General features: G+C 29.3%; 23 protein-coding genes. 5 read left to right on the top strand and 18 right to left on the bottom strand.

The features are described 5' to 3' along the window. Window positions 1–2: 2 nt before the first annotated feature. Window positions 3–1,091 (bottom strand): radical SAM protein, encoded by a 1,089-nt coding sequence (locus B3B03_RS09920; RefSeq protein WP_346847259.1) that lies wholly within the window; start codon window positions 1,089–1,091, stop codon window positions 3–5. Window positions 1,092–1,377: 286 nt separating this feature from the next. Between B3B03_RS09920 and B3B03_RS09915 the strand changes: the two genes are divergently transcribed. Beyond that, window positions 1,378–4,287, top strand: a complete 2,910-nt coding sequence (locus tag B3B03_RS09915; RefSeq protein WP_414632755.1) for a DUF3427 domain-containing protein — start codon at window positions 1,378–1,380, stop codon at window positions 4,285–4,287. A gap of 46 nt (window positions 4,288–4,333) precedes the next feature. On the opposite strand, the gene B3B03_RS09910 is transcribed toward B3B03_RS09915, so the two are convergent. The 14 genes from B3B03_RS09910 to B3B03_RS09845 form a co-directional block, all read right to left on the bottom strand. Beyond that, entirely contained in the window at window positions 4,334–4,717 is a 384-nt protein-coding gene (locus tag B3B03_RS09910) for a (deoxy)nucleoside triphosphate pyrophosphohydrolase (protein ID WP_346847257.1), read from the bottom strand. Between the two features lie 35 nt (window positions 4,718–4,752). After that, the gene (locus B3B03_RS09905; protein ID WP_346877210.1) at window positions 4,753–5,802 is read right to left on the bottom strand and encodes a MerR family transcriptional regulator; all 1,050 of its coding nucleotides are present in this window, start codon (window positions 5,800–5,802) and stop codon (window positions 4,753–4,755) included. 113 nt (window positions 5,803–5,915) lie between these two features. After that, window positions 5,916–7,391 (bottom strand): protein adenylyltransferase SelO, encoded by a 1,476-nt coding sequence (locus B3B03_RS09900; protein WP_346877209.1) that lies wholly within the window; start codon window positions 7,389–7,391, stop codon window positions 5,916–5,918. A gap of 255 nt (window positions 7,392–7,646) precedes the next feature. Then, window positions 7,647–8,078: a fasciclin domain-containing protein gene (locus B3B03_RS09895; RefSeq protein ID WP_414632084.1), complete on the bottom strand. Its 432-nt coding sequence runs from the start codon at window positions 8,076–8,078 to the stop codon at window positions 7,647–7,649. Window positions 8,079–8,396: 318 nt separating this feature from the next. Further along, on the bottom strand, window positions 8,397–9,464 hold the full coding sequence (locus B3B03_RS09890; protein WP_346847253.1) for an ABC transporter permease: 1,068 nt from the start codon (window positions 9,462–9,464) through the stop codon (window positions 8,397–8,399). Then, complete coding sequence (locus B3B03_RS09885) at window positions 9,455–10,549, bottom strand: ABC transporter permease (RefSeq protein WP_346847252.1); 1,095 nt, start codon at window positions 10,547–10,549, stop codon at window positions 9,455–9,457. The genes B3B03_RS09890 and B3B03_RS09885 overlap by 10 nt, the downstream gene beginning before the upstream one ends. An 11-nt stretch (window positions 10,550–10,560) precedes the next feature. Next, window positions 10,561–11,496, bottom strand: coding sequence for an ABC transporter ATP-binding protein (locus B3B03_RS09880; protein WP_346877208.1), 936 nt, complete (start codon window positions 11,494–11,496; stop codon window positions 10,561–10,563). A gap of 85 nt (window positions 11,497–11,581) precedes the next feature. After that, window positions 11,582–12,220 carry a response regulator transcription factor gene (locus B3B03_RS09875; protein ID WP_346847250.1) on the bottom strand — a complete coding sequence of 213 codons (639 nt, stop codon included), beginning with the start codon at window positions 12,218–12,220 and terminating at the stop codon, window positions 11,582–11,584. 2 nt (window positions 12,221–12,222) lie between these two features. Beyond that, on the bottom strand, window positions 12,223–13,374 hold the full coding sequence (locus B3B03_RS09870) for a sensor histidine kinase (RefSeq protein ID WP_346847249.1): 1,152 nt from the start codon (window positions 13,372–13,374) through the stop codon (window positions 12,223–12,225). Window positions 13,375–13,503: 129 nt separating this feature from the next. Beyond that, complete coding sequence (locus B3B03_RS09865; protein WP_346877207.1) at window positions 13,504–14,724, bottom strand: MFS transporter; 1,221 nt, start codon at window positions 14,722–14,724, stop codon at window positions 13,504–13,506. 1 nt (window position 14,725) lies between these two features. Continuing rightward, window positions 14,726–15,514 carry an ABC transporter ATP-binding protein gene (locus B3B03_RS09860; RefSeq protein ID WP_346877206.1) on the bottom strand — a complete coding sequence of 263 codons (789 nt, stop codon included), beginning with the start codon at window positions 15,512–15,514 and terminating at the stop codon, window positions 14,726–14,728. Then, window positions 15,515–16,522 carry an iron ABC transporter permease gene (locus B3B03_RS09855; RefSeq protein ID WP_346847246.1) on the bottom strand — a complete coding sequence of 336 codons (1,008 nt, stop codon included), beginning with the start codon at window positions 16,520–16,522 and terminating at the stop codon, window positions 15,515–15,517. Window position 16,523: 1 nt separating this feature from the next. Next, window positions 16,524–17,516, bottom strand: coding sequence for an iron ABC transporter permease (locus tag B3B03_RS09850; protein WP_346877205.1), 993 nt, complete (start codon window positions 17,514–17,516; stop codon window positions 16,524–16,526). Then, window positions 17,503–18,447 carry an ABC transporter substrate-binding protein gene (locus B3B03_RS09845; RefSeq protein ID WP_346877204.1) on the bottom strand — a complete coding sequence of 315 codons (945 nt, stop codon included), beginning with the start codon at window positions 18,445–18,447 and terminating at the stop codon, window positions 17,503–17,505. Before B3B03_RS09845 ends, B3B03_RS09850 begins: the two co-directional genes overlap by 14 nt. 174 nt (window positions 18,448–18,621) lie before the next feature. On the opposite strand from B3B03_RS09845, the gene B3B03_RS09840 reads away from it, so the two are divergent. Further along, window positions 18,622–19,620: an AraC family transcriptional regulator gene (locus B3B03_RS09840; protein ID WP_346877203.1), complete on the top strand. Its 999-nt coding sequence runs from the start codon at window positions 18,622–18,624 to the stop codon at window positions 19,618–19,620. Window positions 19,621–19,641: 21 nt separating this feature from the next. On the opposite strand, the gene B3B03_RS09835 is transcribed toward B3B03_RS09840, so the two are convergent. After that, window positions 19,642–19,854: a hypothetical protein gene (locus B3B03_RS09835; RefSeq protein ID WP_346877202.1), complete on the bottom strand. Its 213-nt coding sequence runs from the start codon at window positions 19,852–19,854 to the stop codon at window positions 19,642–19,644. A 60-nt stretch (window positions 19,855–19,914) separates the two neighbouring features. Continuing rightward, the gene (locus tag B3B03_RS09830) at window positions 19,915–20,403 is read right to left on the bottom strand and encodes a cysteine hydrolase family protein (protein WP_346877201.1); all 489 of its coding nucleotides are present in this window, start codon (window positions 20,401–20,403) and stop codon (window positions 19,915–19,917) included. 616 nt (window positions 20,404–21,019) lie between these two features. Here B3B03_RS09830 and B3B03_RS18060 point away from each other — a divergent pair. The 3 genes from B3B03_RS18060 (at window position 21,020) to B3B03_RS09820 (ending at window position 23,111) form a co-directional block, all read left to right on the top strand. Continuing rightward, complete coding sequence (locus B3B03_RS18060) at window positions 21,020–21,400, top strand: LytTR family DNA-binding domain-containing protein (protein ID WP_414632754.1); 381 nt, start codon at window positions 21,020–21,022, stop codon at window positions 21,398–21,400. Between the two features lie 291 nt (window positions 21,401–21,691). After that, a complete protein-coding gene (locus B3B03_RS09825) occupies window positions 21,692–22,585 on the top strand; it encodes a hypothetical protein (protein WP_346877200.1) in 894 nt (297 codons plus the stop codon). A gap of 232 nt (window positions 22,586–22,817) precedes the next feature. Next, window positions 22,818–23,111, top strand: coding sequence for a hypothetical protein (locus tag B3B03_RS09820; RefSeq protein WP_346877199.1), 294 nt, complete (start codon window positions 22,818–22,820; stop codon window positions 23,109–23,111). 129 nt (window positions 23,112–23,240) lie between these two features. On the opposite strand, the gene B3B03_RS09815 is transcribed toward B3B03_RS09820, so the two are convergent. Next, complete coding sequence (locus B3B03_RS09815) at window positions 23,241–24,590, bottom strand: B12-binding domain-containing radical SAM protein (protein WP_346877198.1); 1,350 nt, start codon at window positions 24,588–24,590, stop codon at window positions 23,241–23,243. Window positions 24,591–24,816 lie beyond the last annotated feature (226 nt).

Genomic DNA, 24,816 nt, shown 5'->3' with positions numbered 1-24,816 from the left:
TTTTATATCAAAAGCTTTTTTACTTCTTCTTCTTTTTCAAACAATACACATCCACCCTTATGTTCACCAAGAAGCATTTCTGCTGCACTTAATTTTCTAAATAAAGGTGATTGTAATGCATCTAACAAGCTAGAATTTTTTAAATTTGTATCTGAAAAAGGTGAAAATGGACATGGCTCTACTCCTCCACTTGTGTTAATATGAAAGAAACCTCTTCCAGCAGCAAGACATCCTCCTGAATGTTTTTCATCTCCTGGAAAAGAAATAAAAATCATATCTTCATAAATTTCTCTAAGACGAGCTTGTTCACTTTCAAGATAGTTCCTTTCTTTATCAGTTGGTGCTAAATCTTTAGTTGAAGCAACTACTGGTACATATTCTACAAAAATTACTAATTTGCAACCTCTATTATATAATTCTGCTATAAACTCTTTACTAGCCACATTATAGATATTTTCTGTGGTAACAGTTATAGAAGCTCCATATAATATTCCTTTAGATTTAAGTGAATCTATTTTATTTATGAGAAGTTCATAGGTTCCTTTACCACGTCTAGCATCAGTTTTGTTCTCATCACCTTCAATACTAATAACAGGCACAAGATTTCTATTAGCATCGAATAGCTTAATATATTCTTCATCAATGATAGTCCCATTTGTGAATATAGGAAAAATAATTTCTTTAATTTGAGACGCTTTTTCTATAACATCCTTTCTCATTAAAGGTTCTCCACCAGCTAGTAATATAAAAGAAATTCCAAGTTCTTTCCCCTGTTTAAATATATCTTCCCATTGATAACTTGTCATTTGATCTTTATTTGACTTTTCACCACAGGTATTATTGGCTCTTGCATAACACCCTTTACAAAAGAGATTACAGCTACTAGTGATGCTTGAGATTAGGAAAGGTGGAATATGTTGTCCTTTCTCTTCAAAGGTTTTTCTTCTTTTAGCAGCTTTTTTGCTTTCTAAAATATATTTCATAATGAACTTTGCCTCTTTGGGATTTTGAAAAGAAGCCTTCATTGCACCCTTTACAATGCTTTCTACCCCTTCATTTAAATAGTTAACTAAACTAAACTCTGTACCCATTTCAATGCCATCTCCCTATAAATTATTTATTTAATTTACTTTATTTCAATATCAAGTATTCTTTAATATTCACAGTTCACCTTACCTTTAGTATGATAAATTCTATTTAAATACATTATATCATTATATAGTAAAATCCATATCATATAATTATGTTATAATATAAGAATTGATGAAATTATTTACACTTTAACTATGATAATTTAAATGTGAGGTAAATATGAGTACTATAACTAAAACAGATATATTTAATACACCAGTAAGTATTAACTTTAAGACTATTGATATGGATACAAATGATAAAAATATAATTAAAGATGAGATTATTAAAGCTAGTGAAACTGGTTTAGTAAATAGCTTAATCCATTCAAATTTAGCTTTAACACCAAAGTTAATAGTAAATGACTATTTAAAAGGTAGCAAAGTTTTAAATGAAATAATCTCTGAATTAACAAGATGTAAAGAGTTTTTTATATCCGTTGCTTTTATTACAAGTAGTGGCATAACCCCCTTACTAGAAACCTTGAAATACTTAAATAAAAAAGGTGTGAAAGGTAAAATTTTAACTACAGATTATCTGAATTTCAGTGAGCCTAAAGCATTAAGGAAGCTACTTGAATTTTCAAATATTGAAATTAAGTTATATAGCAAAGAAAACTTTCATACTAAAGGATATATATTTAAATATGAAGATCATTATAAATTAATTGTAGGAAGTTCGAATTTAACTCAATCAGCATTAACAAAAAATAAGGAATGGAATTTAAAAATTTCCTCTTTAGAGGCAGGTTCCTTAACTGAAAATGTAATTGATGAATTTCAGGAGCTTTGGAAGGATGCTGATGACTTAACTTTAAATTGGATAGAAACCTATGAAGATATTTATAAAAAGCAAATTGAATACGCAAGAAAAAGTAACATTCCAAGGCTAGCACAATATAAGCTTAAGCCAAATAAAATGCAGGTAGCTGCTATTCAAGGATTAAATAAGCTCAGGGAAAACGGTGCAGATAAGGCTCTCTTAATTTCTGCTACTGGTACTGGAAAAACTTATCTATCTGCTTTTGAGTTAAGAAATTATAATCCTAAAAAAGCTCTATTTATAGTACATAGAGAACAAATAGCCAATCAAGGCCTAAATAGCTTTCAAAATGTATTTGGTGATACTCGAAGCATGGGAATTCTCTCTGGAAGCCGAAAGGAAATTAATAAAGACTTTATCTTTTGTACAGTCCAAACACTATCAAAGGATGAGGTGCTTCAAAGTTTTAGCAAAGATGAATTTGATTATATTATCATCGATGAAGTTCATAAGGCAGGAGCTAATAGTTATCAAAAGATAGTTGAATATTTTAATCCTAAATTCTTACTTGGCATGACAGCCACCCCTGAAAGAAGTGATAACTTTGATATTTTTAAAATATTTAACTACAACATTGCCTATGAAATACGTCTTCAACAGGCCTTAGAAGAAGATTTACTTTGTCCATTCCATTATTTTGGTGTATCTGATATTAGTGTTAATGGTGTGGAGTTAGAGGAAAAATCAGACTTTAGAGCTTTAGTAGCTGAAGAAAGAGTTAATCATATCATCGATAAAATTGATTTTTATGGATATTGTGGTGAAAGAGTAAAGGGGTTAATATTCTGTAGTGATAAAAAAGAAGCCATTCAACTATCAAATATATTTAATACTCGCGGCTATAAAACAGTAGCCTTAACTGGAGAAAATACTCAGGATGAAAGAGAATCAGCAATTCAACGTTTAGAGCAAGAAGAATTAAATAACTCTTTAGATTATATTTTCACAGTTGATATATTTAATGAAGGTGTAGATATACCTGCTGTTAATCAAGTTGTTATGTTAAGGCCAACTAAGTCAGCTATAATTTTCGTTCAACAATTAGGTAGAGGTCTTAGAAAACATAATTTTAAAGAATATGTTGTTATTATAGACTTTATAGGAAACTATAACAGCAATTTTTTAATTCCCATTGCTTTATCTGGAGATAGAACCTTTAATAAAGATTCCATTAGAAAATATGTTATGGAAGGAACAAGAATAATACCTGGTTGTTCCACTATTAATTTTGATGAAATATCTAAAAATAAAATATTTGAGTCCATTGATAAAGCTAATTTTAATGATATTAAGCTAATTAAAGAAAGTTATAATAATCTTAAGCAAAAGATTGGTAGAATACCAAGTTTAACAGATTTTGATACTTATGAATCTATTGACCCATTAAGAATATTTGATAATAAAAGCCTGGGTTCATACTATAAATTCTTAAAAAAATATGAGAAGGACTATGCTATAGAACTTAATAAGTCTGAAGAATTATTTATTGAATTCATCTCTAAAAAGCTAGCTTCCGGTAAAAGAATTCATGAACTGCTTATGCTTAAGCTTGCTATTAACCATGAAACCAATCTAATCCATAGACTGAAAAAAGAGCTAAAAGATGATTATAATATAGATTTTAAAGCTACCACTGAAACTAATGTGGTTAATGTTCTTACAAATGAATTTCCCACTGGCACTGGTAAAAAAACTTATGAAAAATGTGTTTTTTTAGAAGTATCAGATTCTGATTATAAAATTTCTAAATCCTTTAAGAATCATCTTGAAAATAGGGATTTTAAATATATGGTTGAGGAGTTAATCCATTTTGGAATGGAAAGATATACGAAATTCTACAGTAAAAGTTATATGAATACTAGTTTTCAGTTATATCAAAAATATACCTATGAGGATGTTTGTAGATTACTTCAGTGGGAGAAAGGTGAAGTTGCACTTAATATTGGTGGATATAAATTCGATAAAACCACTAAAACATATCCCGTATTTATCAACTATGAGAAATCTGAAGATATTACTGATACTATTAACTATGAAGATAGATTTCTATCTCCATCCCAGTTAATTGCTATATCAAAGTCAGGCAGAACAATAACTTCTGATGATATTGTACAAGCTTATAAAGCTGAAGAAACTGGTGTTGAAATGAGCTTATTTCTGAGGAAAAATAAAGATGATAAAATTTCAAAAGAATTTTACTTCCTTGGAAAAATTAAAGCTGTAGGAACACCTGTCCAATTCATTATGAAAAATACTAATAAAACAGCTGTGGAAATTAAATATCAATTAATTACACCTGTAAGAGAAGATATTTATGAATACATTACTTCATAATGTAAAAGGACTTAGCAAAGTAATTTAATTTGCTAAGTCCCTTTTCTTACATATTATTTAGAGCATCAATAACTAAAATATCCGCTGGAATCCACTTTTCACCATCTAATTCATCAAATGTAATCCACTTAGCATCATTATGGGCATTTAGATTTAATTTCCCACCAGAAATTTGGCAAATAAAACAATGCATAATAAGATGGAAACTAGGATAATCATATTCTACTGTGGTTAAAAAATCTGATATTTTTATATCTAATTCTAATTCTTCCTTTATCTCACGAATAAGTGCTTCTTCCTTTGATTCACCAATTTCTATTTTACCTCCAGGAAATTCCCACATATCAACAAAGTCACCGTATCCTCTACGTGTAATAAATATTCTATCATTATGTTTTATTACTGCTGCTACTACTTCTATTGTCTTCATATGTTCCCCCTCTTTTACTATGCTTTTTTTAAATACTAATCTACTTTTATTATATAATTAAGTTCATCTATTTTTCTATACTCTAGATTTTTATTATATTTTTTAAATTCATTTTCTAAAAAATCAATATGTGAATAATACTCATCTTCTATTTCTTCTACTTGTTCCTTAGATAATTCATTAAAAATACCTTTTTCATCATCCTTACTTTTAAACATTAAATCTCCAATAACTATTATTCCATCATCTTTTAGTACTCTTATCATTTCTTCTATTGCTATGACTTTTTCACTTTCATTTAAATGATGAAATGCATATGTTGAAATAATAATATCAAAGTACTTATTATCGTATGGTATCTTCAAAAATTCACCTAATCTAACTTTTAAATTTGGATATTTTTGTTTTGCTACTAATAGCATTTCCCTAGACTGATCTATTCCAATTATCTCACAATTGTTATTTAAAAACTTACTTGCTAAATTACCTGTACCTACTCCTATTTCAAGTATTATTGGATTTTTTAACTTCACATTATTTACTAAATCATATACACTTTGCAATATTAAATTGTAGTTCTTATATACTTTAAATTGTCCTTTATCTTCAATAACGTCATTATCATATGTTTTTGCCCAATGATTAAAGCCCCATTTATCTTTCCAGTTATTTCTAATACTACTTAATTTATTACTACTATTTATTATATCTAGTACTTCACTATCTATTTCATATCCTGTTGTTTCTCCATAAAGCTTGTCTATCACATCTTCTAAAGATTTTCTTATACTATTAAGCCTATGTATTTCATCATTAACGAATTTCCATTGATTATTAAAATGTGCTAAACAATTTTCTTTTTCATTATTATCTAATATATTTCTAATGTCATTAATAGTTAATCCTATTGACCTATAGAGCAATATAGATTGTAATTTAATTATATCTTGTTCATTAAATTTTCTATACTCATTTTCTTCTTCTCTTATAGGCTTTAATAAACCCTTTTTCTCATAAAATCTAATTTTATTAGTAGTTATATTAAACATTTTACTTACTTCACTTATAGTATATTTACTTCCCATGTGTTCATCCCCTTAATAATACTCTTAATAATACTATTCTAAACTTTCGTCTAGGGTTAAAGTCAATAAAAATAGCTAGTAAAACCAAATTAATTTTACTAGCTATTTTTATATTAAGTTCCACAATAAGTTCGGTATGGACACGTTGATGTCTCTGGCAATGTAGTGTAATAATCTAGTTCTTTAGAGTGATCATATGGTTTTGAGAGAGCATCCAATAGCCTTTCCATGACCCTATAATCTCCTTGATTTACTGCAGCTTCTAGTGCTTCTTCTACCCTATGGTTACGTGGAATTACCGCTGGATTACTTCTTTCCATAAGCTCCCTTGAGGAAATTTTTGATTCTTCTTGTCTCGTTAATCTCTCCTGCCATCGCTTATACCATTTATCAAATTCCTCTTTGCCAAAGAGTACATTATCCTTTATCTTTCCACTAGTTAATACACGGAAGGTGTTGGTATAATCTGCACCATACTTTTTCATAATACTTAAAAGTTCCTCAATTAAAGCTTCATCAGCAACTTCTTCATTAAAAATTCCAAGTTTTTCTCTCATTCCTCTAATCCAATTATTCTTATATAAATCAGCAAAATGTGAAACTTCTTTTTGTGCTAGCCTTAATGCCTCATTCTCATTAGTGTGTAACAATGGTAACAGAGTCTCCGCAAATCTGGCAAGATCCCATGCACCAATATTAGGTTGATTACCATAAGCATATCTACCCTGAATATCAATAGAACTAAATACAGTAGAAGGATCATAGGCATCCATAAAAGCACATGGCCCATAATCAATTGTTTCTCCACTAATTGTTACATTATCAGTATTCATTACACCATGGATAAACCCAACTAACTGCCATTTTGCAATAAGCTCAGCCTGCTTCCTAATTACTTGCTGAAGTAATAAAAGATATGGATTTTCTTTATCCTTTACCTCTTGAAAATGTCTTTGCAAAGTATAATCAGCTAAAGCTCTAAGTTCTTCAACGGTACCCCATTTTGATGCGTATTGAAATGTACCAACACGAATATGACTAGCTGATACACGAGTGAGAATTGCACCAGATAACTGTGTTTCTCTCATTATTGACTCACCAGTTGTAACCACAGCTAAACTACGAGTAGTAGGAATACCTAGTGCATTCATTGCTTCACTTATGATATATTCCCTCAGCATTGGACCTAGTGATGCTTTTCCATCACCTCCTCGTGAATATGGAGTTCTACCTGAACCCTTAAGCTGAATATCAACTCTCTCACCTAGGGGAGTAATATGCTCACCTATGAGAACAGCTCTCCCATCACCTAACATGGTGAAATGGCCGAATTGATGTCCTGCATATGCCTGAGCAATAGGCATAGCTCCTTCTGGAATCTTATTTCCTGCAAGTATATCTACCCCATCAATGCTTTGTAATCCTTCAGCATTCAATCCTAAAAACTTTATTAGCGGATAATTTAGCATAACTAGTTTAGGTGATGGTACATGACTAGGTCTTTGCATTTCAAAAAATTTTTTCGGTAGTCCAGCATAACTATTTTCCAAGTTGAATCCTGTTTCTATTAATGCTTTTCCTTCTTTCATCATATCTCCTTTTCTTCTTCATTTTATATAAATTATAGATATAAACTTCTATAATAACTACCCTCTTTTTAGTTTATACTTTTAATAATTATTTATTCTAATATGTTATTTATTAAATACTTATGTCTTTGTTTACTATTGAAATATCAAATTAAAGCTATCAATCTTAATATGAAATAAAAAGCAAAAAGATGCTTCATCCTAAGATGATTAGCATCTTTTACCTTAATTTAAACTGTTTGTATAATCCATCTACTAAGGCATCATTACAGTATCAATTACGTGTATAACTCCATTTTTAGCCATAATATCAGTAATTATAACTTTCGCTCCATCAATAAATACTGAATCACCCTTAACCTCTATTTTAGCATTTTTTCCATTTGCCATGGTTATTTCCTTACCATTTAATTTGGCAACATCTGCAGCAGTAGCTTTACCTTTGAAAACATGATAAGTTAAAATATCTGTAAGCACATTTTTATTTTCTGGTCTTAATAGCTCATCAATTTTTCCTGCTGGAAGTTTTGAAAATGCGTCATCTGTAGGTGCAAACACTGTAAATGGACCTTCACTCTTTAGGGTATCCACTAATCCGGCTGCCTCTAAAGCTGCTGTTAAAGTTTTAAATCTGCCATCACTTGTAGCTATATCCACTATGTCCTTTGGTTCTGCCATTTCTTTCATGGTATCACTTTGAATATGTAAAATGCTCTGTGCACTTGCCACTAAAGGCATTTGTATAATAAATACCATCATTGCTAACGCTACAATAATTTTAATTTTTCTTTTCATAATCATTCTCCTTTACTATTTGGGTTAGTGTAAAGTTTTTACACCCTCTTTTAAAATTTGTAACTTTTATTCCATTTAAGTTTGCCCATTAAAAATCTAGATTATTCTAAATAAATATATACGTACTTAATTAATATTTCTCTGAAATAAATTCACATAAAAAAATAGTAGCCCCAACCTAAATTGAAAGCTACTAATATTAAATCCACATTATTCTTTAACAAACTCCCTGAGCCTAAAGCTACCTGCTGTAAATAACATAATAGACATTAAAAATATGATTAAGATAGGAATAATAATTTTTCCTGTATTTATTATTCTGAGTAGCCATGTAAATGGTGATATTACACTGATTCTACTTATTATTTCAGGAACATTATCAAAGCTATCTAACTCTGATCCAAAAATCCCCATACCAAAGGCAGCTATTCCAAAAACAACTGTAGATAGACTTGCTAAGGTTACATTTCTAATCCATCTTGTTACTGCTACAATAATAGATGTTGTAACTAAACTACTTAGAAATATGATTAGTATTCCTTGAGGAATATTGTTGTTAGGAAGCTTTAATACAAGTGTTAAGATTATAAAAGCTGAGCAACTTAAAACTCCTTGAATTATAAAGGATGAAATAAATAAACTACCTAAAATAGTTATATCTGAATTACTAGTTGCTATGGTTCTTTTTAATACCTTTTGCTCTCTAAGTTTAATTATTTCTCCCGCAATAACGGAACCACCTATCATCATAAAATAACATATCAATAATATAGTCATCTTATAATCCTCTTTACTGTCTACTTCTTCATCTACAATAACTGCAGTAGTAGAATTTGTGCTTAATCCCGCACTTACTTCTTCCTCAACAACTCCAGATACATAGTTTGTTATAATATCTTCTGCCATTATTGAGCCACTAGCTGCTTCTGTACTATAACACTGAATTTTAGGAAGCTCTCCATTATCTAATAAATCTTGAAAGTTATCTTCTATAACATAAATTGCACCTAATTTATTTTCTCTAAGCAAATCGAAATTGTCTTCTACCTTTCCATCTAGTGTATTTATTGAATATTCTTCACTCAATTTCTCAATAACCTCAGTAGAGTGATTTGAATTACTTTTATCTATAATTCCTATGCTTCCTGATCCGTGACTTAAACCTCCACCATTTATAACTAAAATCATAACAACAGGAAATATCAAGGTCATTAGTAACATAAATGGACTTTTTAATTGTCTTTTCATATTAATTAATACTAATCTTATTAAGCGCATACCTTTTTCCTCCCCTGAATTACTGCTTTAATTATTGCTGCAGAGTATATAATAATTGACATTGCAAATATAATTAATATCCATTTCCCACAGCCTTCTAAATTTCCATTTAAATTATATAAATTAAATGCATTATTTAAATAATGTGTTGGTGTTAGCAACGCAATTTTATTACCTTCACCTGAAAATATCTCTCCACTTATTAGAGGTAAGGTAAATATTATAGTCCCAATTATTTTTCCATACTTAGCCCCAAATATAGTAGATATACTTTTAGACATAGATACTACTAGCATAGTTCCCATTAATATTAATAATATTAAATCTAAAATATTTCCTTTAAAACTTAATCCAGCTACTCTAAAGAAAATTACATATCCACTGATTATTATAAACACATATACTATCAAAGCCATAGTCTCGTAAAAAAGATATTGTAATTTTGTAATAGGAGTTGCATTAATTCTTTTATCTAAATTTACACTAATATCTGCATAACCACCATGAATCATTGTATATATAAGAATGGTAATTACAAAGCCAATCATGGATGCTGATATCTTTTCATAGGGATTATTGGTTTTTATAGTATCTATTGTAATATCTTCAACTATAGATGATTCCATAATTCTATTTAAATTCCCCATATCTCCACCAGCTATAGATACATATAAACTTTGATGATATCTATCTAATATTACCTTTAAGGTGTCAGTGGACATTCCCATGCCTTCTACTTTTTTATTAATAATTATATCTCCCTTATTTAAAGATAAAACATTTTTCTCATATCCTTCTTTTATTGTTAGTTCCACATCTGGCTTTTTATCTACTATATTTACAACCTCTTTCAAATCATCACTGCCTAAAAGTTCTACAAGCCTTTTTGAATTTTCAGTGTTGTCTTCATCAACAATTTGAACATTTAATGCCTTAAGCTTTAATGGATTTTCATCATCCAAATTATGAAAAAATGCCATAAAACATGCAAGTAAAATAGGAAATAAGATAAAAGTTGCTATGGTAACTACGCCATTTGCAAACATACCTTTAAGGGTAGTTTTTATATAATATAATGCCTTCATAGCTCTTCCCCCTAATCTCTTAAAGTTTTTCCTGTTAATGATAAAAATACATCTTCAAGCTTTGCCTCTTCATAACTAATCTTCTTTATATTAACAGTTTCTTTTTCTAATAATGAAAGCACACTAGCCAGCTTAAACTTTGAATCAATAGTTAAATTAAGTACATTATCCTTATCTGATACCTTATCGATTCCCTCTAAATCCTTTAACTTCATTATTGTTTCTCCACTTATCTCTTGAGTTTCAATAATCACCTTATTGTTAGAGAAAACTGAAGCCTTAATCTCTTCTCTATCTCCATAGGATACTTCCTTGCCTAAATCAATTATAAATACTCTCTTGCAAAGCTCCTCGATTTCCTCCATATAATGTGAAGTATAAATTACTGTAGTACCCCAATCCTTACATATATTTTTTATGAAAGAAAATATATGATTTCTTGATTGCGGATCTACGCCAACGGTAGGCTCATCCAATATTAAAACTTTTGGATGGTGGAGAATTGATACTGCAATATTTAGTCTTCTTTTCATTCCACCTGAAAACTTCTTAACCTTTTGCTTTTTAGTTTCCTCTAATCCAGTTACTTTAAGAGCCTCTGCTATTCTTTCCTTCAAAAGTTTCCCCTTTAATCCATATAAAGCTCCAAAGAACTCTAAATTATCATAGGCATTAAGGTCCTCCATTAGAGCTAACTCCTGTGGAACATATCCCATACATTCCTTTGCCTTAATCGGCTCCCTTAAAATATCATATCCACATATTTCAATAGTCCCACTATCTGGTGTTAATAAGCTTGTCATAATATTTATTAAAGTTGACTTACCCGCTCCATTAGGTCCAATAAAGCCAAATATCTCCCCTTCTTTTACTTCATAGCTAATATTATCTAAAACTAACTTATCATTAAATCTTTTACTGATGTTTTTTACTTCTATAATACTCATAAAATTACCCCCTAGACTTATCTTACTATTATAATAAGATATTTCCAGGGGGATGGCCATAACTTAAGGTCACTACATAAATGACTTAAGTCACTATTCCATTTTTAAAAGCAAAAATTGCAATCTGCGTCCTATCTCTAAGCTTCAACTTTGATAGTATATTGGTTATATTATTTTTTATTGTTCCTTCTGATAAAAACAACTCTTCTGAAATCTCTTTATTAGTTAATCCTTTAGCTATTGCTTCTATTATCTTAAGCTCTTTCTCCAAAAGTCCATACTTATCTATATCACTTTTAATTACTCCATTACTTCCCATCATTTCTATGGCCACATCAGGATGAACTACCATATTACCTTTATAAGCCATTTTTATACCTTCATAAATTACATCATGGGAGCTATCCTTAAGCATATAACCAAAAGCCCCATACCTCATGGCTTCTCTTATATACTCCTTATCCTTAAAGGTAGTAAGAATTATAACCTTTATCTTTGTAAACTGTTCCTTAATAAGTCTTGTCCCCATAACCCCATCACAAGTTTTCATTCTTATATCCATAAGAACAACATCAACATCAGTGGTTTTGCAAACTTCCAAAGCCTTATAACCATTTTCAGCTATCCCAACAACTTCAATATCCTCATAAACTGAAAGCATTACTTTCAAGCCTTCTCTTATTAATTTCTCATCATCTACAATTAAAAGTTTAATCTTTTCCATTCCTACACCTCCACTTCCCTTGGAACTATAACCTTAACAAAAAAACCATTGTCTTTGCTAGACTTCATATGAACTATACCCTCTATCTCCGCTACTCTTTCCCTTATACTTTTAAGTCCGAGTCCACTTTCCACAATTTTATCTGTTCCCACGCCATTGTCACTAAAGGATATTACAAATTCATCTTCTGTAAAATTCATAATAACCTTAACTATAGTTGCTTTACCATGCTTTAAAGAATTTGATAAAATCTCTTGAATCATTCTATATAAATGATTAATCTGCTTAGTTGATAAATTCCAATCACCCTTTGATATAATGACCTTAACTTCTACTCCAGACATTCTCTCAAAGTTTTTACATACATCTTGAAGTCTTAAAATTCCTTGATAGTTATCATATTCATCGGGCTTTAACTCCCTTACAGCTCTCTTCACATCTTGAAAACTTTCACTAATAAAAGCTCTTAAATTTCCTATCATATCCTTCATAGAACTATTTTCCTTCTCTGCAATGGCTTCCATAGCCGATAACTGAATCATAGCAGTAGATAAAGTATGTCCAACACTATCATGAATTTCCCTTGATATTCTATTTCTTTCCTTTAATAAAGTTAATTCCTCAATAGATTCTACATACCCTTCAAGCTCCTTATTAGCTTCTATAAGTTTTTCATCTGAAACTCTAAGCTTATCATAAAGCTGCTGTGCTTCAACCTTTGTACTAAAAAGTCTAGATATATAACTTAAAAGAATAAAGAAGATTCCAAGTAAAACAAAATTAATAATGCCATCTTCAATAGGCCCACTAAACTTCGGATAAATTCCAATAAATAAAATTATAAGCCCTAATCCATACTTAACTATCTTACTTTTCAACGGGAATAAATCTATGGATACCCCTATTAAGTAAAAAATAATAGTTCCTCCAAAGTTCAGTTGTGCCAATGGTATAAATACTAACTCTATTATTATTGAAAGGATAGCACTTCTCTCTTTCTCTAAATAAAACATTCTCAAATGATTATTTATAATAAATAATAGAAGAAAAACTAGACTTACTATGCTCTTATTTTCAACTTCTACAAACAACTGAAAGGTTAATATACAAAATGATATATATCTCATTAACAATAATTCTTTACTTTTTACCATACCGCTCTCCTAATATATATTTCTCTATATATTTATTTAAGCCTAAATCACATAAAATTACTAGTGTATTTTTTATATGATTATGTTTTGTTAACCTTATATATAAACACCCTAGGAAGATTCCTTATCTTAAATTTCCCTAACATTCCATTTTATAAACCAAACTACTCCTATACTTAGAATTAAAGTTAATAATAGGATATTGTAAATGCTTAAATTAATATCTATAAGTTGTCCATATATTAACTGACCAGGTGCAACACTTGCTGTTGCAATAGCAGTAGAAAAAGCACTTACCTTTCCTAGCATATCTTCTTTTATTTCTTGTTGAATATAGGTTAAAGATATAATGTTAGATAAAGCTAGTGATAACATTATTCCAAGACCTCCTATAGAATAAAATCCTAAAACAATAAATTTATTTGTTCTAGTTAAATGAGTGGAAATCCCTATAATTACAATAGCTACTACCATAGGATACATAGTTTTGTGTATGTGTTTCATCTTAAACATTTTAGGTCTAAATGTTATTAATAATCCTCCTAGCATCATTCCTATAACAAATATTGCTTCTACAAAACCATATATAACTGAAGGCATATTCAATTTTATTTTAATAAAATAAGGAGATACAACACTTAGAATTGGTACTACAAAAATATTAGTTAAACCATAAAAAACTATAATTCCTAAGACAATTTTCTTTTTTTCTTTTAGATAAATAAAACTCTTTTTCATTTCCTTAAAAGATTGTAAAATAGGTTTTTTTATTTTTTCCTTTAACTGCAAATCTGGAATTTCTAAAAATAGCTCTATAATAGCTGAAATAAAAAAGCTGATAGCATTTATTATTACGATTGTTTTTATCTCAATAAAACTATATAATAAACCTGCGACTATAGGCCCAACTAAATTTACTATAGCACCAACTTGTTGAATTATTCCATTAGCTGTAGCTAGTTTATCCTTTTCAACTATTTGTGGAATACAAGCTGTAACAGAAGGACTATATAAGGTATAAATAGTAGATAGCATGAACATAATGCTTCCTACTATTATGATATTATCTCTTCCACTTATCAATATTATTGAATATATAGCCATTAACCCAGCACTGAAAAAATCAAGGTAAACCATTATCTTTTTTCTATTTACTGTATCAGCTAATAGTCCTGCAATAGGTGCAAATAATATGTATGGAATAGTTGAAATTGCCAATATCCTTGAAAAAATAGCGGCACTTCCTGTTAAATCTAAAATGTATAAGGACATACAAAATCTTTGAATTGCATTTCCAAATAAAGATATTATCTGTCCAGTAACCACTATAGTAAAGTTTTTGTTTTTCATTTTATCCCCCTATAAGTTCATAATCTATGCATATAGGGTAATTTTTATTTTCACTTAATTGCAACTTACCATGAATTCCATAAATCTCTTTTAAGTTTTCTTTAGTTATAGCTTCCATAGGGGTACCTTGGCAAATAACCTTGCCTTTTTTAAGTCCGATAATATTACTTGCAAACCTACAAGCATTATTTAACTCATGTAACACCATGATAATAGTAATGTTTTTTTCTTTATTTAATTTCTCTAACACTTGTAATACTTCAAGCTGATAAGACATATCCAAATAAGTGGTTGGCTCATCTAGCATAATTATATCTGTTTCTTGTGCTAAGGTCATTGCAATCCAAGCCCTTTGTCTTTGTCCTCCAGATAAATTTTCTATTTCTCTATCTGCAAAATCCGTAAGTCCTGTCTCCTCTATTGCCCAATCAATAATTTCTTTATCATGAGCCTTAAGTCCACCTATGAGTTTTTGATGTGGAAATCTTCCAAAAGCAACTAATTCTTTTACAGTAATTCCACTTGGACACACAGGGCCTTGAGGTAGAAAGGCCACTTGTGTTGCTATATACTTCTCTTTTTGTATTTTTATATCTTTTCCATTTATAAAGATATCTCCATTTTTAGGCTTTATTACCCTTGCTATTGTTTTTAGCAGAGTTGATTTTCCGCATCCGTTTGCCCCTATAATAATACTTATCTTACCCTTAGGAATGGAAAGATTCATATCATCTATTATGACATTATCTTCATAGGCTACTGATAAATTTTTTACACTAATAGCTTCCATCTATTTCTCCTTCATCATTAAATAAATAAAATATGGCACTCCGAATATTGAAATTGTGATTCCTACAGGTATTTCAATTGGAGAAAATAAGTTTCTTGAAACTGCATCAGCAAATAAAACTATTACTATACTTATAATTCCAGATACCCATAAGAAATTTTTATGATAGGGCCCAACTAACTTTCTTGCTATATGAGGAGATATTAATCCAATAAATCCTACATTTCCTGCAAAAGCTGTAGCTCCACCAGCAAGAATAACCGCATAGGATAAAAACTTTTTTCTTTCCCTATTTAAGTTTAAGCCAAGAGAAATTGCATGTTCATCAGATAAATTAAGAGCATCTAACTTTTTATAATCCAATAATACAACCATAAACATTAAAGTAACTAAGGGAATAATTACTTTTGCATAGTTCCATCCTGCTCCCCAAAGGCTTCCAGATGTCCAAATTAATACTCTATTGTAATCACCAACTCCACCTCTAAAAGTAAAGAAGGTAATAAAAGCATTTAATCCCGCATTTAGGCCAAGTCCTATAAGTAGTAATCTCTTTGGTTTAACTCCATTTCTACTTGATAATAAGTAAATTATAGTGGCTGAAATTCCTGCACCTATAATGGCCATAAATGGTAATACATAAACAGATAGAGGTCCAAGTGTACTATAGTAATTTAAAGTTTTTAATGAAACAAATATAACTGCTGCCACTGCTGCTCCAGCATTAATACCAATTATCCCTGAATCTGCTAGATCATTTTTTGTTATAGTCTGCAACAGTGCTCCTGCTGTAGATAAAGCAATACCCACAGAAATTCCAACTAACATTCTAGGGAGTCTAAGATTTAAAATTGCTGCATTTTGAAGTTTTGTTCCTTGACCTAATAAAGTTTTTATACTATCTAAAGGTGATATTTTATAAGTTCCCCAACATAAATACATAATTAAAGATGCAAGTAATAAAATAAATAACATTGAGATTATTATTTTAAATCTTTTTCTTTTCATATCAACCACGCTCCCTTCTTGCTACAGCTATAAAGAATGGAACACCTATTAAGGCTGTAAAAATTCCAATAGGGGTTTCATAAGGACTATACACCATTCTTGCAGCTATATCGGAATAAGTTAATAGTATTGCACCTAACAAGAAAGAAAAAGGTATATTTTTTCTATAATCTTCTCCAAATATTTTTCTTACTATTTGTGGAACTATAAGTCCAACAAAGGCTATATTTTTACCAACAGCCACAGCCGCTGCACACATTGGTATCATAACAAGGAAAGTTATTAGTCTTATTTTTTCTGGATTTTGCCCAAGGCTAATTGCCACATTATCCCCTAAGCTTAGAATATTTATTTTCTCTGATAGGAAAATAGCTATTATTAAACCTAGGATTCCAACTATTGCAACTAAATTAAAATCTGCCCAGGTTGCATTTCTGAAACCTCCTGAAACCCAAAAAGCAATAAACTGAGATTTATTTGATAAAAGTCCTATTATAGTTGTTAAAGAAATAAAGAAAGTACTCATAGCAGTACCTGCCAAAAGTATTTTTGCTATAGATCTATTATTTGATTTTCTTGATGTAAATCCCATCACTATAATTCCACTAAAGATTGCCCCAATTAATGAAGCTATCATAACATTTGTAGTATTTATAGTAATCCCAACAGCATAAAATATAGCTATAACCATAGTTGCCCCTTGACTTACTCCAAGAATGGACGGCTCTGCTATTGGATTTCTTGTAACTCCTTGAATCATAGCTCCTGTCACTCCCAAAATCCCCCCTGTGAGTAACACTGTAAGGGCCCTAGGAATACGCATATCTCTGATTAGCATAGGTTCTATAGTTTCACTATAATTAAAAATACTATTCCAAACTTCTGATATTCCAATATTGGTGACTCCTAGACTAATAGCTAGGAATACACCGATTATTAGAATAAAAATACTACAAACTATAAAAGTTATTGTATTTTTATTATTTTGTTTCATTTAACATCTCCATTATTTCGTCTAAAAGCACTTGTCTACCTATTGAACTATAGCCTTGTACAAAGTAAGGTGAAGAATCTAGTTTAACAACTTTACCTTCTTTTACTTGAGGTAAATTATTCCATACCCCATTCTCTTCAAGTACTTTTAAATCTTCATCTGTTGCAATCACAAATATATAATCTGATTTTATTGACGCTAATCCTTCATAGGTTACCACTGGTAAACTTATATCATTTTGTTCTGGCATACCTTCAGGTTTAGCTAATCCTAAATCTTCATATAAAACATTACCAAAACCTGCTCCATCAAATACATAGAATTGACCACCACTAGCTAAGAAAGATAAATAAGTTGTATCTTTACCATAAGTTTCTTTAATCTTATCTCCAACTTCTTTTGACTTTTTATCGTAATTTTCTAACCAAGTATTTGCAGCCTCTTCTTTATTAAATACCTTTGCTAAAGACTTAACATCTTCCTTCCAGTCTAAAGCTTCTAATTTAATCATTACAGTTGGAGCGATTTCACTTAATTGATCATACATTTTTTCTTGCACTGTTGATATGACAATTAAGTCTGGATCTAAGTTCATTATTGCTTCAACATCCATAGTATCTTGCATGCTATAACCTAATATAGTTGCACCTTTTAATGTCTCTTCTAAATATGTAGGGAATTTTGTATAATCGTAAGCATCACTATTAGCAGTTCCGATTACCTTATATCCTAAAATTGATAAAATATCACTATTACCACTTAAGTCAACTATTCTTTCAGGATTCTCTGGAATTTCAACTTCTCCTCTAACGTCTGTTACTGTAACGGTTTTACTTTTTTCTTCTACAGTTGAAGTATTTGAACAACCAACTAAAATCATTGATGTCATACAGGTAGCTAGAATTGCTTTTAATACTGATTTTCTTTTCATCTATATCTTCCTTTCAATAATTAAATTCTTATATTAACAAAGCTAATTGTATATGATTATCATTATCATAACAATATTTGCACCTAATTTAATTATTTTTACATCTAAATAAAGTATTTTCCCTTGATTAATTACAAATTATATATAATATTATTTATAAGAAGGAGGATTTTTATGATAGTAAAATCTAGTGAAGAATTTAAATCTGTGGTTTTAAATAAATTATGCTTTAGTAAAATTGAAAGTAAAAACTATACTTTATATACAAATAAAAATAAGCCTGAACTTGGCCACTTAATTACTTATTCAAGAGATGGTTATTATAATTTAGGTATTGCAGACTATACAATACCTGAGGATTTTTCCATATACTTTGATAATCCTGAATATTTAATGCGTTTTGGTTTAGTTTATAAAGGAATTACAGAATTTAAAATTGAAAATAATCCTGTTTCATCCTTTACCCCTTCATCCTTCTTTGTCATTGAAAAAAATCTAAAAGGTGAACAGCATTGGAAAAAAGGACAACATTTTCATGGAACTGAAATCACTATATACGAAAATTATTTTAAAGAAATAATAAAACCTAACTTTCCAAAGATAATGGATTTTGATTCTTTTATTAAAAATTATACCTATACTTATCTACCCTTAGGAATTATAGATATTATTAATCAGTTACAAAGTTTAACTTATGAAAATTCCTTAAATAGTATTTATCTAGAAAGTAAAATTTTAGAGTGCATAGCTATATTAATAAATGAGTCCACTAAACCTGAGAATGCTTTTACTAATCAAATTAACTATGGAAATATTAATATTGGTGCTAACAGAATAATAAAACTAACCTCGTCTGATATCCATGCTATTCAAAAAGTCCATGATATTTTAGAAAAAAATTATAATAACCCTCCTAATATTAGCACTTTAAGTAAGATGGTATTTTTGAACGAACAAAAATTAAAAGCAGGATTTTCAAAGCATTATCATATGTCCATTGGGGAATACACCAATCATATTAAAATGAATATTGCTGCAAACCTCTTATCTACCACAGATTTAAGTATTGAAGAAATATCTCAAAAAGTTGGTTATAATTATTCTGCAAACTTTTCTAAAATGTTTAAAAAGACTTATGGAAAAACTCCATTGAAATTCAGAAAAACAAAATAACGAAATCCATGGAGATATAACTTAAAAACGATGGATATAGAGAACTACTGTAGTTATGTTCTGTAAATCTTCTGAGGTTAGATTTCTTGGAGTTAAGAAGAATTTAATAGCAAAGGCAAAAGCTTCTATCCCTAAAAGAATAGTGCTTTTGCCTCTTAAATTCATATCATAAATTTCATCCAATAGTTCTAAAACAAAATAAGCACGCTGCCAAAGTGACTTACACCAAATCAAAGCTTTGGATTATCTGCTTTTGTTCTGAGGATTGCTTAGTGCCTAGGCACTAAGCTTTTCTTACTTTAAAAAATATTCTAATGCCTCAAGACTAATTACTGGTCTTAAGAGTTGCATTTTTTTCACTTCTTCATATTCAACTCCTGAAATACCATTTTGAAGTAATGATGTTCCATATCCCATCTCTTTTGCTCCATTATAAGAAAATAATACGCAATACTCTGCTGCAAATCCACTTATAACAACAAATTCAACTCCAAGTTCTTGAAGCTTTGCATGAAGTTCTGTCTTGAAAAATGCATTATTATACTCTTTATGTATAACAATATCATTTGTACTCTCATTAATAGAATCAACAAATTCAAACTTCTCAGATCCAGGACCATCTCCAACTTCGATATCTAATACTTTAACAACAGGCAATCCTTTTTCCCTAAACATACGTGCTGCTTCATTTATATACTCTACTGCATCATCAAATTCTCTTGGACATTTACAAAAGTCATAACATCCCTTTTGCATATCAATTATTAGAAACGCTGCTTTCATTCTTATACACCCCTTTAAATTTTTATATCTTACCCACGAAAATATATTTCCAATCTATATTAATAATTAACAAATATATACCATTTAATTATAATACATTAAATATTAATAGTCCCAACTTTTTGAAAAATAAAACCACCTAAATTAAATAGTAATTACTTTAATGTTCTTACCAATGCACTTCTACTCTTTGAAAGAAGTTCATTCTTAATTAGAAAATTCCATACTGGCTCAAATTTTTTCTATGCACCTGCATAAGTAAAATGTTTTGTAAGTATTTTTGTGGTTATAATATAGAATAATTTTACATTTATTTTTCACAGTAAGCGTATCTTCTATACCATGTTTATAAGATGATTGAAATAAGCAAATGTAATGTTAAATAATTTCCCCTCATTTTTACTAATATTTTTTAACATATCATAATATAAAACCTTATACTCTACTATAAATTTTACGTATTATGAATCATTATTCATAACAGAATCTAATATTCATAAATTTTAAAAAATAAAAAATTAAAATAAAGGAGAGTAACAAAATATGAATTCTATAATTTATAATTCTAAAACACCTATTGAAAATGAACTAATAGAATTTTTTAAAAAATAAAGGTATACAAGCAGTCATAAATACTGATAGCGATGTATCATATTTATTACCTTTAAGAAAAATAATTGCTACCAAAGAAAATAAAAAGTTTCTTATTGACTTAAAAAATATATTATACTTTTATTCTCATAGCAATGAAATAAAAATCATTACAGTTGATAATTGTATATATACTGTGCCACACTCACTTCAATTCTGGGAAAAAAAACTTCCCTATTGTAACTTCTTTAGATGTCATAAAGGCTATATCGTGAATCTTGAAAAAGTGTTAGAAATTATCCCATCTTATAATTATACCTTTGATTTAAAATTAGAAAAATACACAAAAACATTACCCGTAGGAAGGAAATATATAAAAGATTTTAAAAAAATCGTTTGCTGGTAATTTGCAGTTTAAACCCATATTATGATGTTTAATGCTTATATTTTACTTTCACGGACTAAATAGTATATTGAAAATAAATTGACCTTATAATATTAATGTAAATTACACGTGTAGATACAACAGGGTTAACCTAATAAAAACCTTTCAATTAAACCAATAAGGGATGTAATAGTTTTTTACAAACCTATGTAAAGGGAGTTAACGTAAGTTATACAAATTATATTTTTAGTGAATATTTACCAAACACTCTAAATATACAAAACAAATTTAAAAATAAGGAGAATTTACATTATGGAAAGTATAAATCATCTAGACTTAATTTTAAATCACAACAATCTAAAAGAGGATGAAAGCAAATTTAGCGATTCTGACGGATTAATCTCATTTGTAAATCTAACAAATGAGATTATAGGTAAAAGTACTGAATATAAGCCAGGAAGAGAGTTATGTGATAAAATATGTAATTTTTATTCTTCACTACGTATTCAGGTATATACATACCTAAAAGATCATCCTGAAGCGGTTTTACCTGGTGATATACCCCCTACCTCTCAATGGAGCAAATCTGTTACACATCTTATGGAAAATATTTTAGTTGATGCTGGTGGATTAGCTGGTTTTAAGATAAAAACTGAAAATTATAGTAGTAAACAGGCTGTCGCTGAATTTAGTACAGAAGTGTTTAAGATGATTTTTGATGCAGTTGCTTTTCCCGAAGCATTAATAACAGATATTACAAACTTCATAAAAGGAGTTGGTAAGACACTAAGAACATGTTGGGAAAAAAAAGAAAAAAATTTTGAGGTAGCTTTAATGAGTCAATGTCATGAAGGTATTAATACTGGAAAAGATTTGATCTATTTCCCTAAAGTAAAATACTACTATATTTCTGTTAGTGCTACTCAAACTGAATTTACAAATGACTGTTCAAAAACACAGTATGTAACTTTTAATTTTAATTTTGAATCTCGTGTTAGTGCATTAAAAGCATCAGTCTTAGATACTAAAACTAGTGATTATACTAAATTTAAAGCAGCTCTAGATAAGGCACAAGGAAAGTTATATACTGATTGCCTTAATACAATAGATAAGATTCTTAATATTGAATCAAAACTTCCTACAGGAGAGTTTTTATTAGGTACTAATATTAATTTAGATAATTATCCACGTATAGGAATATCCTAATTTAGTTGTTTATTAACAATATTATCCTGTAATTAATAGGGTTCTTTTATTTTTTCAATATTCCAAGAACCCTATTAATTATAATGATGATAGAACATTTCCAATTAAAGCATAATCTAAGGAATACAACTCAAAGATTATAGGTGCTCTTGTACCAACAATGGGTAATATCCTTGATTAAATTTTAAATGTTATTGATATTATAAATCATATGTAGGAGGCGAGGAATGAAATGTTTGATATTAATATTTATAATTCTAGTAATAAAAATCAGGCTTGGTCACTTAATAATGATATAAAGTTCTATTTAGAAAGTGGCGGTCGTATAAGAAAAAAATTAAAGGGTGATGATTCAATCATTATAAAAGTTATAGTTGAGACAATGCATCATCATATTGATACTACTGCAACACTAACTTACAATATAAAAGACAAAAAGTGGATATTCAATCCAACAAATCCACAACTATGGCTTTTCTCTGAAAATTCCTTAACATTACACTGTAATCTTGGTAATAATATGTAACTGAAATATTATCATGAAGTCCATAAAAGTTCCAACATTAAAATATTGGAACTTTTTAACTTTTATGCTACATTTTAATATATAATTGCTAATCCATGTTGATATTTACTTATTACATTAAATACTCAATTACTTTAATGTTCTTACTAGTGTACTTCTACTCTTTGAAAGAAGTTCATTCTTAATTAGAAAATTCCATACTGGCTCAAACTTTTTCCATGCCCCTGAATAGGTGAAATGTTTTAATCTCATTTTAAGTTCTTCATGTTCCTTTGATGCCTTATATATATTTCTCCACCTATAAAAATCTTTATAAGCTCTATTATATCCACTTTCCATTTCTTCTTTTGTAATATGAGGGTGATTAAATACTAAATGCCTAGTATCGTATAGTCTCCAATCCTTAGTAATAATTCTCTTATCTTCATCCATTTTACTAAAAATACCCGTACCAGGATACGGAGTAAGAATATGATTAGTTGCTGTAGTTATCCCACTATTAATAGCCCATTCTGTAGTTCTATCAAAAACATCTAAAGTATCACTATCCAGTCCAAAAATAAAACTTCCATTTATCATTATTCCTAATTCATCTAATTTTTTTATTGCTTTACTATAATCTTTTCCTATGTTAGACCCTTTATTAGCTTGAATTAAGTTCTGTTTATTAATACTCTCAAACCCAATAAAAGCACTCCTGAATCCAGCCTCATACGCAAGATCAATTGTATCATCTTGAAGAATAGAATCCACAGTTATTGCACCTTGGAAAACTCTATTCATTCCCCTCATTTCCTTGAAAACTTGCCTTGATAACTTTTTATCCGCAAATATATTATCATCAAGGAAATATAAATGTCTCCCTTTCATGCTTTCAATTTCTTTTAATATCCTGTCCACTTTATATGCAAAAAAAGATTTTCCACCCTTATAAAATGAACTAACATAACAAAAGGAACATTTATTAGGACACCCTCTTGAAAAGACCATGGAATTTGGAACTAAATACTTCTCTTGTTTAAATAAATCCCTTCTTGGCAGAGGTAGATTATCTAATGAAACTTCCCCCTGCTCATAAAACTCCTTAATATTTCCCTCTTTAAAATCCTTTAAAAACTCTGGAAAACTTCTTTCTCCAAGACCAAGTAATACAGTATCTGCATGATTCTTAGCCTCTATAGGTAATGATGTTGCATGAATTCCACCAATGGCAACCTTTATTCCTCTTTTCCTATAAAAATCTGCAATTTCATAAGCTCTATTAGCATTAGTTATATAACTTTCAATACAAACTAAATCAGGTTCATCATTTAAATTTATTTCTTCTATATGTTCATCAACTACTTCTATTTCATCTGAGTCATCACACAATGATGCTAAAGTAGCCAAGCCTAAAGGAGGAAACAGTGAATATTTTATAGGCCTCCAATATGGACTTTTTGCCTCTTCTAATGCTGGTAAAATAAACTTTATTTTCACAATAAATTGTCTCCTTTTCAAAAGCTATCATAGTAACAAATATCTATTACTACTTTCTTTTTACAGAGTAACAAACCAGTAGTGATTTACCAATATTTCACTCTTTATTTATATATGATACCATTGCTTTTATTGTTTTTCAATATATTTTTATTCTTTTAGGTAATATATTTTATCTTACAACTGAGGCCTCTCAATTTACAAACTCAATAGTAACACAAGATGC

This window comes from Clostridium sp. UBA5712 (genome assembly GCF_002419845.1).
In the GTDB taxonomy this organism is placed as follows: Bacteria; Bacillota; Clostridia; order Clostridiales; family Clostridiaceae; genus Clostridium_J; species Clostridium_J sulfidigenes.
The sequence above is the reverse complement of the archived record's forward strand: the minus strand, read 5'-3'. Positions and strand labels throughout refer to the sequence as shown.